The organism is Rhodococcus sp. 14-2470-1b (assembly GCF_002259415.1).
Lineage (GTDB): Bacteria > Actinomycetota > Actinomycetes > Mycobacteriales > Mycobacteriaceae > Rhodococcoides.
Genome location: NZ_NPFY01000016.1, coordinates 111,781 through 125,099 on the forward strand (window position 1 = coordinate 111,781; position 13,319 = coordinate 125,099).

14 protein-coding genes are annotated in these 13,319 nt (G+C 65.2%); 7 read left to right on the forward strand and 7 right to left on the reverse strand.

The genetic code is table 11. The features are described 5' to 3' along the window. Positions 1-30: 30 nt before the first annotated feature. The 4 genes from lpdA to CH293_RS12635 are packed head-to-tail and all read right to left on the reverse strand — an operon-like array spanning position 31 to position 4,709. Positions 31-1,392 carry a dihydrolipoyl dehydrogenase gene (gene lpdA, locus CH293_RS12620; RefSeq protein ID WP_037108059.1) on the reverse strand — a complete coding sequence of 454 codons (1,362 nt, stop codon included), beginning with the start codon at positions 1,390-1,392 and terminating at the stop codon, positions 31-33. Then, entirely contained in the window at positions 1,389-2,636 is a 1,248-nt protein-coding gene (locus tag CH293_RS12625) for a dihydrolipoamide acetyltransferase family protein (RefSeq protein WP_094720417.1), read from the reverse strand. Before CH293_RS12625 ends, lpdA begins: the two co-directional genes overlap by 4 nt. Then, positions 2,633-3,637 (reverse strand): alpha-ketoacid dehydrogenase subunit beta, encoded by a 1,005-nt coding sequence (locus CH293_RS12630; protein ID WP_037108065.1) that lies wholly within the window; start codon positions 3,635-3,637, stop codon positions 2,633-2,635. Before CH293_RS12630 ends, CH293_RS12625 begins: the two co-directional genes overlap by 4 nt. Before the next feature lies 1 nt (position 3,638). Next, on the reverse strand, positions 3,639-4,709 hold the full coding sequence (locus CH293_RS12635) for a thiamine pyrophosphate-dependent dehydrogenase E1 component subunit alpha (RefSeq protein ID WP_052059217.1): 1,071 nt from the start codon (positions 4,707-4,709) through the stop codon (positions 3,639-3,641). A gap of 248 nt (positions 4,710-4,957) precedes the next feature. Between CH293_RS12635 and CH293_RS12640 the strand changes: the two genes are divergently transcribed. Next, positions 4,958-5,422 (forward strand): Lrp/AsnC family transcriptional regulator, encoded by a 465-nt coding sequence (locus CH293_RS12640; protein ID WP_052059218.1) that lies wholly within the window; start codon positions 4,958-4,960, stop codon positions 5,420-5,422. Between the two features lie 49 nt (positions 5,423-5,471). Here the strand turns inward: CH293_RS12640 and CH293_RS12645 are convergent, their stop codons facing one another. Next, entirely contained in the window at positions 5,472-6,080 is a 609-nt protein-coding gene (locus CH293_RS12645; RefSeq protein WP_037108067.1) for a GNAT family N-acetyltransferase, read from the reverse strand. 52 nt (positions 6,081-6,132) lie between these two features. On the opposite strand from CH293_RS12645, the gene CH293_RS12650 reads away from it, so the two are divergent. Together CH293_RS12650 and CH293_RS12655 are read left to right on the forward strand one after the other, a co-directional pair. Beyond that, positions 6,133-7,254: a GAF domain-containing protein gene (locus tag CH293_RS12650; protein WP_037108070.1), complete on the forward strand. Its 1,122-nt coding sequence runs from the start codon at positions 6,133-6,135 to the stop codon at positions 7,252-7,254. Positions 7,255-7,318: 64 nt separating this feature from the next. Further along, positions 7,319-7,846, forward strand: coding sequence for a gamma carbonic anhydrase family protein (locus tag CH293_RS12655; protein WP_037108731.1), 528 nt, complete (start codon positions 7,319-7,321; stop codon positions 7,844-7,846). Here the strand turns inward: CH293_RS12655 and CH293_RS12660 are convergent. Then, on the reverse strand, positions 7,839-8,588 hold the full coding sequence (locus CH293_RS12660; protein ID WP_037108072.1) for an IclR family transcriptional regulator: 750 nt from the start codon (positions 8,586-8,588) through the stop codon (positions 7,839-7,841). The two genes, CH293_RS12655 and CH293_RS12660, sit on opposite strands and share 8 nt — an antisense overlap. Positions 8,589-8,738: 150 nt before the next feature. Between CH293_RS12660 and CH293_RS12665 the strand changes: the two genes are divergently transcribed. The 4 genes from CH293_RS12665 to CH293_RS12680 are packed head-to-tail and all read left to right on the forward strand — an operon-like array spanning position 8,739 to position 12,732. After that, entirely contained in the window at positions 8,739-9,500 is a 762-nt protein-coding gene (locus CH293_RS12665) for a CoA transferase subunit A (protein WP_176459991.1), read from the forward strand. Next, on the forward strand, positions 9,497-10,126 hold the full coding sequence (locus CH293_RS12670) for a 3-oxoacid CoA-transferase subunit B (RefSeq protein ID WP_037108075.1): 630 nt from the start codon (positions 9,497-9,499) through the stop codon (positions 10,124-10,126). The genes CH293_RS12665 and CH293_RS12670 overlap by 4 nt, the downstream gene beginning before the upstream one ends. A gap of 48 nt (positions 10,127-10,174) precedes the next feature. Then, positions 10,175-11,050, forward strand: coding sequence for a dioxygenase (locus tag CH293_RS12675; RefSeq protein WP_094720418.1), 876 nt, complete (start codon positions 10,175-10,177; stop codon positions 11,048-11,050). A 20-nt stretch (positions 11,051-11,070) separates the two neighbouring features. Beyond that, positions 11,071-12,732 carry a dihydroxyacetone kinase family protein gene (locus CH293_RS12680; protein ID WP_094720419.1) on the forward strand — a complete coding sequence of 554 codons (1,662 nt, stop codon included), beginning with the start codon at positions 11,071-11,073 and terminating at the stop codon, positions 12,730-12,732. A 94-nt stretch (positions 12,733-12,826) separates the two neighbouring features. Here CH293_RS12680 and CH293_RS12685 read toward each other — a convergent pair whose 3' ends face one another. Beyond that, positions 12,827-13,312, reverse strand: coding sequence for a GAF domain-containing protein (locus CH293_RS12685; RefSeq protein WP_094720420.1), 486 nt, complete (start codon positions 13,310-13,312; stop codon positions 12,827-12,829). Between the last annotated feature and the right edge of the window lie 7 nt (positions 13,313-13,319).

A 13,319-nucleotide genomic window follows, 5' to 3' on the forward strand; every position in this document is an offset into this window, starting at 1 on the left:
GTGGGGTTCGTCCGTCGTGGGGTCGGTTGCTCAGCTGTGTGCATGCAACGGCCGGCCGGACAATGCCATCATCGCCTCACCGAGAGCTTCGTTCTGAGTGGGGTGAGCATGAACGAACGCCCCCACCTCCGACGGCAGTGCCTCCCACGCCACGGCGAGTTGCGCCTCACCGATGAGCTCGCCCGCCCGATCCCCGACGATGTGCACGCCGACCACCGGTCCATCCTCCCGAGCGCGAATCACCTTGACTCCGCCTGCGGTGCCCAGGATCCGGCTCTTTCCGTTGCCGCCCAGGTCGTACACCGCTGAGGTTGCGGTACCGAACTCGTCGCGAGCGGCGTTCTCGGTCTTTCCGACCGATGCGACCTCGGGATGCGAGTACGTCACCCGCGGAACGATGTCGCCGTCGACTCGAGCCGGTTCCATGCCGGCGACGTGCTCGGCGACGAACATCCCGTGCTGAAACCCACGGTGTGCCAATTGGTATCCGGGAACGATGTCGCCGACGGCGTAGACGCCCGGTACCGATGTCGTCAGATTGTCGTCGACAGTGACGAATCCCCGTTCGGTGGCGATGCCGATCTCGGCGAGACCGAGCCCATCGGTGCGCGGACCCCTTCCGACGGCGACGAGCACTACGTCGGCGTCGATGGTGTCGCCGCTGGAGAGCGTCACCGTCACGTCTTTCTCGGTCTCCTGCACTGCGTCGACCTTGGTGCCGACGCGAATGTCCATGCCGCGCTTCCTCAGAGCGCGCAGCATTTGTTTCGAGGACCACTCGTCCTCGCCGGGAAGGATGCGATCGAGCGCCTCCACCACGGTCACCTTCGATCCGAACGACGCCCAGATGCTGGCGAATTCGATTCCGATGACACCGCCGCCGAGGACGACCACGGATTCGGGCACCCGATCGAGGGTCAGTGCCTGCTCGCTCGTCATCACGCGGTCACCGACCTCGATGCCAGGGATGGTGCGTGAGTAGGAACCGGTGGCGAGCACAACCGACTTCCCCGTGATGCGACGCCCGTCGACCTCCACGGTGTTCTTGTCGACGAGACGTCCTCTACCGAAGACGATCTCGATGTTCGGGCGCTTCAGCAGCCCCTGCAGGCCGGTGTACAACGCTGCGACCACACTCTGCTGATACTTCACTGCAGCACCGGCGTCGACGCCTCCGAGAGAGGCCGTCACACCGACGTGCCCGGCACCGCGAACCGCATCCGCGATCTCGGCCGTGTGCAGTAAGGCTTTGGTAGGAATGCATCCGCGGTGCAGGCACGTTCCGCCGAGTTTGTCTTCCTCGATCAGGACGACGGACAGACCGAGTTGCTCGGCGCGGATGGCACACGAGTAACCGCCTGAGCCGCCGCCGAGGATCACGATGTCGGTCATCGCACTCCCGCCAGTGCCACCACGGGGTTCTCGATGTAGTCGGCGATCGTACGAAGAAACCCTCCCGCCACACCGCCGTCGCACACGCGGTGATCGAACGCGAGCGAAAGCTGAGCGACCTTGCGCGCTGTGACCACCCCATCGACGACCCAGGGGCGATCGATGATGCGCCCGATTCCCAGGATCGCGGCTTCGGGATGGTTGATGATCGCTGCGGAACCATCGACTCCGAAAACACCGTAGTTGTTGAGCGTGAACGTCCCACCCGACAGTCGTGCCGGCGGAATGGATCCCGTGCGTGCCATCTCCGTCGTCTCGGCGAGCCGCTCGGAGAGCTCGCGTAGATCAGCTCGGTTCGCCTGCGACAGAACGGGAACGATGAGTCCACGGTCGGTCTGAGCGGCAATGCCGAGGTGGACGTCCTCGTACCGATGAATTTCTTCCGCGGCCGTATCGACAGTGCTGTTGAGTTCCGGGTACTTCGACAACGCGATCACCGTCAGCTTGGCCAGCACTGCGAGCAGGGTCACCTTGACTCCGTCGACGGAGGCGTCGAGGTCCCGTCGGGCTTGCAGAAGCGCCGTGGCATCGACGTCGACCCATACGGTTGCCTCGGGAATTTCTGCCCGACTGCGCGAGAGCTTGTCGGCGATGACCTTGCGCATGCCCGTGATCGGGATGCGGGTGACGCCGCTCGCCGGTGACGCGGACTTGACGTCGAGCGCACGCTCGACGTCGGCGCGGGTGATCACCCCGTGGCTACCTTCGGCGGGAATGGTGTCGAGTTCCAGTCCAGCGGACAATGCGAGTTGTCGGACTATCGGGGACAGGACCTTCGGGCCGGCCGACCGATGAGGTGCCGCCGTGGGGCGGGATGCGGGCTGCACTCGACGCCTGCGCCCGGTCGGACCGTGGCCCGTCCCGTAGCCGATCAGCACATTTCCCGAACCTGCGCGTTCCTCCTGGCGGTATTGCTCGTGGGCGGTGGACACGTCGGCCACGGCGCCGCCGCTGACGGTGATCAACGGCGTTCCCACCGCAAGCACATCACCTTCCGCGCCGTGCAGTTCGGCGATGACGCCTTCGAACGGGCACGGGACCTCGACCGAGGCCTTCGCGGTTTCGACCTCGACGACGACCTGGTCAATGGTCACGGTGTCGCCCGGCTTCACTTTCCACTCGAGCACGACTGCGTCGGTGAGACCTTCGCCGAGGTCCGGGAGCATGAACACCTGTGCAGTCATACCGACACCGCCTTGCTCAGATCCGGGACGTCGTTCCACTGAAGACGGTCGATCGCGTCGAGCACCCGGTCGGCGGAGGGAAGGTGAAAGTGCTCCAATTTCGGTGCAGGATAGGGGATATCGAGGCCGCTGACACGAAGGACAGGTGCGTGCAGGTGGTGGAAGCACCGCTCGGACACGCGGGATGCGATTTCGGCACCGACGCCTGCGAATGCCTGTGCTTCCTGCACGACGACGCAGCGGCCGGTCTTGCGGACCGATGCCGCGACAGTCTGGTCGTCGAAAGGATTGAGCGAACGCAGGTCGACCACCTCGACGCTGCGGCCGTCCTCGGCGGCGAACTCGGCGGCCTCCATGGCCACCGACACCGTCGGCCCGTAGGCGAGCAAGGTGACATCGGTGCCCGGGCGACGAACCACGGCGGTGCCGATGGGTTCGGTCCGTGTCAATTCGATGTCGTCCTTGGAGAAGTACAGCCGCTTCGGCTCGAGGAAGATCACCGGATCCGGATCGGCGATGGCGTCGCGCATCAGCGAGTACGCGTCGGCGACGGTGGACGGCGAGACCACTTTCAGGCCAGGGGTGTGCGCGTAGTAGGCCTCTGACGAATCGCAGTGGTGTTCGACGCCACCGATACCTCCCGCGAACGGAATTCGGATCACCATCGGTGCCGTCAAGGAACCACGAGTGCGGTTCCGGAGTTTTGCGACGTGCGAGACGATCTGCTCGAAGGCCGGGTAGGCGAAGGCGTCGAACTGCATTTCGACGACGGGCTTGTAGCCGGACATCGCCATTCCGATCGCGAAGCCGACGATGCCCGACTCGGCGAGCGGGGTGTCGAAGCATCGGTCCTCGCCGAAGTCTCTAGTCAAGCCGTCGGTGACACGGAAGACGCCACCGAGGGTTCCAACGTCCTCGCCGAACACGACGACTTTCTCGTCCTCGGTGAGCGAGTCACGCAGTGCTGCGTTGAGAGCTCCTGCCATGGTCAACGTGGGCATATCAGTTCTCCTGTGCTGCTGCGGTTTCGGCGGTCACCTGGTCGCGTTGCTCGATCAAGGACGGGGTGGGCACCGCGTAGACGAACTCGAACAGATCATGGGGATCGACATCCCGATCGGTGTTCATACCTGCGCGAAGTGCTGCGGCATCCGCGTCGGCGGACACAGTGATCTCCTCGCGCACCTCGTCGGTCAGGATCCCGGCCGCGCCGAGGTAGGCATCCAATCGCGTGAGCGGATCGCGAGCGAGCCATCCCTCGACTTCGTCGGCCTTGCGGTACCGAGTGGCGTCGTCCGCGTTGGTGTGCGCATCCATTCGGTAGGTGTGTGCCTCGACGACGACGGGCCCTTTGCCGGACCGAACATGTTCGACGGCTGCATCCATGACGGCCATCATCGCCACCGGGTCGTTGCCGTCGACCTGCTCGCTGCCGACGCCGTAGCCGACACCTTTGTGCGCCAACGACGGTGCCGCGCTCTGGCGTGCCAGTGGAACGCTGATCGCGAAGCCGTTGTTCTGCACCAGAAAGATGACCGGCGCCCGGAACACGGCAGCGAAGTTGAGTGCCTCGTGGAAGTCGCCTTCACTGGTCGCACCGTCGCCACAGAACGCGAGGGCGACGGTGTCGCGTCCCTGCTTCGCCTCGGCGTACGCGAATCCGGTCGCGTGCAGCAATTGTGTTGCCAGCGGCGTGCATTGAGGCGCCACGCGGTACTGCGTCGGGTCGTAGCCACAATGCCAGTAACCGGCAAGCATCCCCAACAGTTCGACCTGGTCGACACCGCGCGCAGCCAGAGACATGGAGTCGCGGTACGTGGGGAACATCCAGTCCTGCTCGCCGAGACACATGGCGGCCGCGATCTGACATGCGTCCTGGCCTCGCGAGGACGGGTACACCGCAAGGCGGCCTTGCTTGGTCAATGCGGTTGCCTGCTGATCGAACCGACGTCCGTGCACCATGGACCGATACATGTCCAGAAGACGCGCGTTCGACGGCCGTGCATACCTGGCGGCGCTGTCGACGCTCGTACCGTCCGGAGCGAGGTATTGCACCGGATGGTCGGCAGGCATGAATTGCTGATAGGACGAAGCCGAAGCATCTGCCGGATGGGTCGACTGCGGTTGTGTTGACGGTTGTGTTGACGTCACGGGGGTTGTCACGGGCACCTCTTTCGAGCTCGACTTGTAAGGTGATTGTGGCCCTCGATGCTCAGTCTTTCGCTGGGATGCCGCAGATCGGAGACATATGGTCGGCAGGCGGGCGAAATCTCGGCATAATGTCCAATCGACGTCGTGGTGGATCGAAGGATGGTGGACGGATGGCAGACGCTCGCGGACGGGTCGAATTGGACGATGTCGATCGCGGCATCCTGCGTGAACTGACAGCCGACAGCAGAATGTCGATGCGCGTCCTCGCGGACCGTGTCCATATCTCACGCGCGCACGCCTACACACGGGTCGAGCGACTGGTAAGCGCAGGCGTCGTGGAGCAGTTCACCGTTCGCGTGGATCCGACCGCGGCCGGCCTGGCCACGTCGGCGTTCATTGCACTGTCGATCCGCCAGGATTCATGGCGGAGCGTCGCGGCAGAGCTGAAGACGATGTCCTTCGTCGACCATTTCAGTCTTCTGGGTGGCGACTTCGACGTGCTGGTCCTCGTTCGGACACCGGACAACGAGACGCTCCGTCACGTGGTGCTGGAGGGTCTGCAAAGTCTCGACGGGGTTCGGTCGACGAGGACGTGGCTGATCTTCGACGAAGCTCGCGGCGGATTGCACGGTTAGCGGACACTCGCGTCGGCCGGCGTGGGCGTGACGAGTCCTCCGACTGTCGTCAGCTCCCAGCTGCTCGCCGCCACATCGAGGTCATCACAGCGCCCGACGCCAACGCGAACGTCCCCGTGACCTCGAACCCGAATTTCTCGTAGAAAGTGACGTTGTCGGTCGACGTGCAGACGAGAGAGGCGTCGGCGCCGCCCACGTCGCAGCGCGCGAGCCGGTCGTGCAGGAGCGTCGAGACGAAACCCCGGCCCCGAGCCGACTGGGTACTACCCAGATTCGCCAGATACCACGCCGGTTCGGAAGGGTGGTGGGCATCGAGCGTCGACCTGACTCGTACCGCTGCGCCGACGCGGGTCCGCAGTGCCGGAAGCAGCGACGGCAGCGCCCGCGCGGTGCGCAGCAGCGACGAGTGCTGACGACCGGGCGGATCCCACACCTCGACGGCAACGGCTGCCCCGTTCTCCTCGACGAACCGCACCCCGCCTCCGGCGATGTGAAAGTGCCGCAGTGACGCAGTGAAGTAGCCGGTCAGAGCCGCGTGCCGTCGCGCGCGGCCGGGCCAGATGGACGCCATCAGCGGATCGTGGCGGAAGGCGTCGGCCAGAACCGAGGCGCAGGTGGTGGCGTCGGCGATGGTTGCGGTGACGATTCGGCCAGTCAAGAGCCCCCCGGAGAAATCATTCGGAACAGTCGGTTCGCACTAGGGTGGCTGTGTGAAATCGAAACCGGATGCCGCGGCGCCGCAGCGCAACGTCGACGCGGGGGCACAGCCATGGATGCTGGTGGAGACGCTACATCAGGACAGGGCGACTCTGGTCTCCCTCGGCGGACGGCTACGCGAGATGTCGTCCCTGCCGCGCGCAGTCAGATCCATGGTCGGCGGACGATCCTCTGCACAGGTCTGGGCGGAGGTCGCTCGGTCGATCGACGTCGTCCGCGAACACGCAACCTCCCGCGACGTCACGATCCCGACCGGTAACGGACGCACCCGCGTCGTCCTGCATCCGGTCGTGGGTCCGTCAGGTCCCGTCCACGGCATCGCGTTGTGGGTCGGCGACGCAGATTCCGCCGTCCCCGAGCGACCCGACGACGCGCTCGCCGTGACCTTCGACTCCGAGCGGCGCGCGTTCGTCGTCGACGCGGACTGCCTCCGCGAGATCGCCGCGGACCTTCCCCCCGACATCCGAACCAGATTCACCTCACCCGAAGTGTTCCGAAAGATCGACGTCGACGACGCTGTCGGCGCCATCGGCGCGCTCCTGCAACCCTCTCCCGAGGACGGGGCCACGTGGACCGGCCTGGCCTCGACACCGCACCTTCCCGGCGTTTCCCGCCTCGGAATCGTGTTCACTGCCGTCGACGACGGATCGACGTGGAGAGGTGTGGTCCACGCCGTCGAATCCGAGTCGGTGGTGACGCCGAGGCTCGAGACGGCGGCGTTCGCGGCGTTGGGTCAGGTGTCTCCGCAGATGGCGCTGGTCCTGATGGACGTCACGCACAATCGGCTGATTCGGTGGCTGACCGATCCGGTGCCGGAGATTCAGTGGAAGGGCATCGTCGACGACAGGGATACTCCGCACCCGGACGACGTCACACGCATCTTCGCCGCCGCGTCGGGGATGTACGCGGGCACGGAAACCAGTACCTCCGTCGACGGCATCCGCCTCCGGCGCATCGGCGGCGGATGGACCGTCGTCGACGCGCGCGCCGCGCTGTTGCCGCGAGAGAAGGGTGGGCCGCGATTGATGCTGGTGCAGATGACCGTCGTCGGGCACACCGACGACCCCGATCCCGTCCCCGTCGACGACACCGGGCATCCCAGCCTGCTCGACTGAACCCGAGGGAATGGTCATGGTGCAGAGTGGTCGACACAACGGTGTACGAGAGAAGGATGTGACGATGGCAGGACAGCTGTGGGCACTCGACGGGGGAAGCCCGGACATCGACCAGGAAGCGTGGATCGCACCGACGGCTACCGTGGTAGGCCGCGTGAAGGTCGGCCCGACGTCGGGAATCTGGTACGGCGCGGTACTGCGCGCCGAGTTCGAGGACATCACCATCGGCGCGGGCAGCAACCTGCAGGACGGCGTCGCCGCGCACGTCGACCCCGGTTTTCCCCTCACGGTCGGTGAGAATGTCAGCGTCGGACACAACGCGGTGCTCCACGGATGCACCATCGGCGACGGCAGCCTCGTCGGAATGGGTGCGATCGTCATGAACGGCGCCGTCATCGGCGAAGGCAGCCTGGTGGCAGCCGGTGCGCTGGTGCTCGAAGGAACTCAGGTTCCGCCGCGTTCGCTCGTCGCAGGCGTCCCGGCGAAAATCCGGCGCGAACTTTCCGACGACGAAGTCAACCACAACGGACTCAACGCCGCCGTCTACCGCGAATTACTGAAACAGCACCGCGCAGCCCGTCCACTCACCTGAGGCGCCCGGTCAGTGCGTGGGCATGTTCCAGCAGGAGGGTGCCCAGTTCGTGGTGCCGATCCGCGCGAAAGCGGGTCTCGACTCCGGTGAGACTCAGGGCCCATGCGGGCTTTCCCGATCGGTCGAACACCGCGGCACCGATGCCCCAGCTGCCTTCGACGAGCAGCGCGGGGTTGACTGCATAACCCGTCGTTCGTGTCGCGACGATTCGCCGCCGGATTTCGGTAGTCGCGTGTTGCGGGCCCCACGTCGGCTCCAGGTCGGCGCCGGCCAGGTACTGATCGATCTCTCGATCCGGTAGATGCGACAGGATCACCAGGCCCGCCGACGCCACTCCGAGCGGCAGCCGAATCCCCTCGTACAACACGTGTGACCGCAGGGGGAAGCTACCGTCCTCGCGCAGAAGGCAGACCGTCTCGTCGCCACGCCGAGCAGACAGGAATGCACTCTCACCGCTGGCCGCAGCCAGAGCATGAACGACGCCGCGCGCTGGGTCGGTGATGTCGTATCTGCTCGCGGCCGCAGCGCCGAGGAGGTACATCTCTGGTCCGAGGGTCCACGAACCGGTGGCGGAGTCGCGGTCGAGAAACCCCTCGTGGGCGAGCGAGGTGAGCAACCTGTGCGCAGTCGGTCGGGCGAGGTCGGTCGCGCGTGCCAGTTCCGTGGTCGACGCCCCAGTCGGTTCCGCAGCGCCGGCGGCTCTGAGAAGCGCAGCCGAGCGAGCGACGACGTTGGGTTGCATAGGGGCAACTCTACCCGGGCGTTCGCTCAGTGAACGCAAATAGCAGCGTTTTTCGCTGAACGAGCAGTGTTTGCCGACTTCTATGCAGAATCACCACGTCAGGGTCTACTGGAGGTGCGTTTACTGAATGAACACGTGAGGAGTTTGTCCATGGCAGGGAAGGTGTATCGGTCGGCCGCGGCTGCCGTGGCCGACATCGGCACAGGCGCGCGGATCGCGGTCGGAGGATTCGGCTTGTGCGGCATCCCGGACGCTCTGATCGAAGCGATCGCCGAGACGGACGCCTCGGAGCTCGAGGTCTTCTCCAACAACTGCGGCGTCGACGATCACGGCCTGGGAATTCTGTTGTCGAAGGGGCGCATCGCCCGGGTGACTGCGTCGTATGTCGGCGAGAACAAGGAGTTCGCGCGGCAGTACCTCGCGGGTGAGCTCGAAGTCGAACTGACTCCCCAGGGCACTCTTGCGGAGCGGCTGCGCGCCGGAGGCACGGGTATCCCGGCATTCTTCACACCTGCGGGCGTCGGAACCCCCATCGCCGACGGCGGTATGCCGTGGCGCTACGACGCGGACGGCGGTATTGCCGTGGCGTCGACACCGAAGGAAACCAGGGTCTTCGGGAACAAGCGTTACGTTCTCGAAGAGGCCATCGATGCGGACTACGCACTCGTGCACGCCGAGATCGGCGACACCGAAGGCAATCTCGTGTTCGACAAGACGGCCATGAACTTCAACCCGCTCGCCGCGATGGCGGGAAAGATCACCATCGCCCAGGTGGAGACACTCGTCGAACCCGGTGACATCGACCCGGGCGCAGTGCATCTGCCCGGCGTGTTCGTCCAGCGCATCGTCCACACGGGACCGCAGAACAAACGCATCGAGAAGCGCACCGTCAGTGCAGGAGGACAGGCATGAGCTGGACACGGAATCAGATGGCCGAACGCGCGGCAGCAGAGATGGTCGACGGCGAATACGTCAACCTCGGAATCGGCCTGCCCACCTTGATTCCCGCGTACCTGACCGACGGAGTCAAGGTGGTCCTGCACTCGGAGAACGGCATTCTCGGCACCGGCCCCTACCCGACCGAGGAGAACATCGACGCCAACCTCATCAACGCGGGCAAGGAGACCGTGACGGTCAACCCTGGTGCCGCATACTTCGATTCGTCGTTGTCCTTCGGCATGATCCGCGGCGGTCACATCGATACAGCCGTTCTCGGGGGCATGCAGGTTTCCCGCACCGGCGATCTCGCCAACTGGATGGTGCCCGGAAAAATGGTCAAGGGTATGGGCGGCGCCATGGACCTGGTGCACGGTGCGCGCCGGGTCATCGTCGTGATGGAACACACCGACCGCGAGGGCAACCCCAAGATTGTCGACACCTGCACTCTCCCGCTGACCGGGCAAGCCGTCGTGAACCGCATCATCACCGACCTCGCAGTCCTCGACGTCGTGGGCGACGGAACACTGTCACTCGTCGAGTTGGCGCCCGACGTCACGCGTACTCAGGTGGAGGACGCCACGGGAGTGCCGCTCGCATGATGTCGTGCTAAGGTTGAACCTTCAACCTAAGTAGTCGAAGGAAAGCCCATGACGTCTGTGATGAATCCGCCGGTCGCCGGCGGCGCGTTCGATGCGTTTTTCGCCGACGCGGCCCCTGCGAGTCGCGGCCAGAAGCTGTGGACAGCCGCCGACGGACCGCTGCCCGCCCTGTACATCAGCCACGGTGCACCGCCGGTGTTCGACGACCCGCTGTGGATCGACCAGCTCTTCACCTGGTCGCAGTCCATGCCGAAACCCAGGGCCATTCTCATCGTCAGCGCGCACTGGGAAGAGGCGCCGCTGAGCCTGTCCGCCATCGACGCACCGCTGGTGTACGACTTCGGCGGATTCGCGGAGCGGTACTTCTCGATGACCTACGCAACGCCCGACGCCACCGCGCTGGCCGACCGAGTGGCCGCGATGATTCCGGCCTCGGCCAACCTGCATCGGCATTCGTCGCGCGGACTCGACCACGGTGCGTGGGTTCCACTGAAGGTCATGTACCCGTACGGCGACGTGCCGGTCCTCCAGCTGAGCCTGCCCACGGATTCGCCCGACGCCCTGCTGGACATCGGGCGACGGCTGAAAGCGCTTCGCGCCGAAGGCGTACTCGTGGTCGGCTCCGGATTCATGACCCACGGGTTGCCGTTCCTCTCGCGCGAGAACTTCTTCACCAACACCGTTCCGACCTGGTCACGTGACTTCGATCAGTGGTCGGCCGAAGCGCTGGGCAGAGGTGACGTCGATGCGTTGGCGAATTTCCGTACCCGCGCGCCAGGAATGCCGTACGCGCACCCCACCGTCGAGCACTTCACTCCGCTCTTCGTCACGCTCGGAGCGGCATCGGACCCGGAAGCGCCTGTGCACACCGAGATCACCGGTTTCCAATTCGGTTTGGCGAAACGCTCCTTCGCGGTCTCCTGACGGATCGTTAGGGTGGAGGAATGTTCGTCAACTCCGCCCGAACGTTCGTCGCCGACGCCATCCGAGGGCTCGTCGCTTCCACCGCAGACATCTCCTGGCATCCCGATCCAGGCTTCCTGACCCGCGAAGAACCACTCGCAGCGGGACAGGTCGCCCTCCTGTCCGGTGGCGGTAGCGGCCACGAACCGATGCACGCCGGATTCATCGGAGCCGGCATGCTCACCGGTGTCTGCCCCGGCTTGGTGTTCACCTCACCCAACGCACTCCAAGTGCACGAGGCATCGAAGGCCGTGAGCGTCGGAGGCGGCGTGGTGCACATCGTCAAGAACTACACCGGCGACGTCATGAACTTCTCGATCGCCCGAGAGCTGTTGCGCGAGGACGACATCGAATCCGACTACGTACTGATCGACGACGATGTCGCGACCGAGAGGGCCGATGGCGACGGTCCGGGCAGACGCGGAACCGCAGCGACGGTGATCGTGGAGAAGATCTGCGGCGCGGCGGCGGAACGCGGAGACGCCCTCGCTGACGTCGTGGCACTCGGACGCCGAGTCGCGGCCAATTCACGAAGCATGGCGGTGGCGCTTCGGGCGTGCACAGCGCCCGGCTCGAACGAACCCTCCTTCGACCTGCCCGACGGCGAAATCGAACTCGGCATCGGAATCCACGGCGAACGGGGCACCTCACGCGTACCCGACATGCCGGCTCAGGACATCGTTGCTGCCTTGACGCAACCGGTGATCGATTCGTTGGGCTTGGAACGCGGCGAATCCGTCATCGCCTTCGTCAACGGGCTCGGGGCAACCCACCCGATGGAGCTGCACCTTCTCTACGGCGAACTGGCGGAGTACCTGTCCGACAAAGGAATCAAGGTGGCGCGTCCACTCGTCGGTAGCCTGGTCACCGCCTTGAACATGGCCGGCGCATCGATCACACTCGTCCGCGTCGACGACTCCGTTCTCGAACTTTTCGACGCCCCGACCGACGCCCCGGCATGGCCCACTCCGGTGCAGAACACAGTGCTGGGGGAGCGAACGGGATTCGGCCCGACCTTCACCCCGAGCGAAAACGATTCGCCGCGAAGCGAGTGGGTGTCGGACTGGATGGCGTCCTGGGTGCAGCGAGTGCTCACCGAAGAACCCGCACTGACCGATCTCGACCGCCGCGCGGGTGACGGAGACTTCGGGACCAACATGGTGTCCGCGCTCGAACAGGTGGATCTGGCGCAGATCCGCGAAACCTATTCTGCGCAGACAATCTTCGAAGCCGTGTCCGCTGCTTACCTCGGCCATGCGGGCGGTACCTCCGGAGCGCTGTTCGGTATCTGGTTCCGTCAGTTCTACCTGGCACTGCACGCGGAAGACCTCGCCGCGATCACCACCGCCGCACGCAGCGGACTGGAGAGAATCACCGAACTCGGGGGCGCCCGTGTCGGCGACAAGACGATGGTCGATGCCATTGCCCCCGCAGTCGACGCCCTCGACAATGCGACGGAATTGCGCGCCGGTCTGACCGACGCAGCTCGCGCGGCGGCCGATGGCGCGCAGTCGACCGAGGACTTCACCGCCAACAGGGGGCGAGCGTCCTACGTGGGTGACGCCGCCCGAGGCGTCGTAGACCCGGGTGCGCTGGTCATTGCGTGGTTCTTCGAAGCGGCCGCGGACGCTGTTCGGGCGTAGCGATTGGGTGTAGCGATTGGGTGTGGCGTAACAGTTGCGCATTCCACAGGCGGGATCCCGCCTGTCAGAGGCGCGATTGTCACACCACGCCCGGTCAGGCGAGGGATCCGACGAAGACCGCGGCGATCTGTTCGAGACCGGCCTGGTCGTCGGCGTCGAAGCGGGCGAGCAGGGGACTGTCCAGGTCGAACACTCCGACGAGTGTGTCCCCGTCGTACAGCGGCACCACCAGTTCGGATCGGGTGGCACCGTCGCACGCGATGTGACCGGGGAAAGCGTGGACATCCTCGACACGCTGGGTCTCCCGCGAGGACGCCGCAGTACCGCACACTCCCTTGCCGAGCGCGATGCGCACACACGCAGGCAGACCCTGGAACGGTCCGACGACCAGTTCGGTGCCGTCGAACAGGTAGAACCCGACCCAATTGACATCCGGGATGGAGTTGAAAACCAGGGCTGAAATGTTGGCGGCGTTGGCAATCCGATTCGACTCGCCGTCGACCAGTGCGCGCGCCTGCTGCGTCAGCTGTGCGTACTGCTCGGATTTCGTACCCTCGAGTGCGGTTGCGGTGAACGACATGGCCCGA